The following is a 261-nucleotide window of genomic DNA, read 5'->3' on the forward strand; positions in this document are numbered from 1 at the left end:
TGCCTCAGCCGGTTGGTAAAATGAGAGAAAAGCCTGCTGAAATAAAAGAAGTGTTACTTCCAATGCTGTTGGGAAATTTAAATGTGCAAGGAGTGTATGATCTTATTAGTGGTAAGGCCCGAAAGCAAAAAATAATATACAAATACGAAGATTTACAGGAGGATATTGCCTGGATAAGGAATAGAGTGGAGGACGATTATTTTGTGAAAACAGGTATTCCAAAGGATAAAATTTCAGATTTTATAGAGTTTTCTTTTATAC

Annotated in this window: 1 protein-coding gene; it reads left to right on the top strand. The window is 34.9% G+C overall.

Going from position 1 to position 261, the window contains the following annotated elements:
• Positions 1 to 261 (top strand): hypothetical protein (locus tag SB764_RS41710; RefSeq protein WP_410866993.1); only part of this gene is annotated, 261 nt, incomplete at both ends.

This window comes from Paraburkholderia sp. SIMBA_027, assembly GCF_046535315.1.
In the GTDB taxonomy this organism is placed as follows: Bacteria; Pseudomonadota; Gammaproteobacteria; order Burkholderiales; family Burkholderiaceae; genus Paraburkholderia; species Paraburkholderia tropica.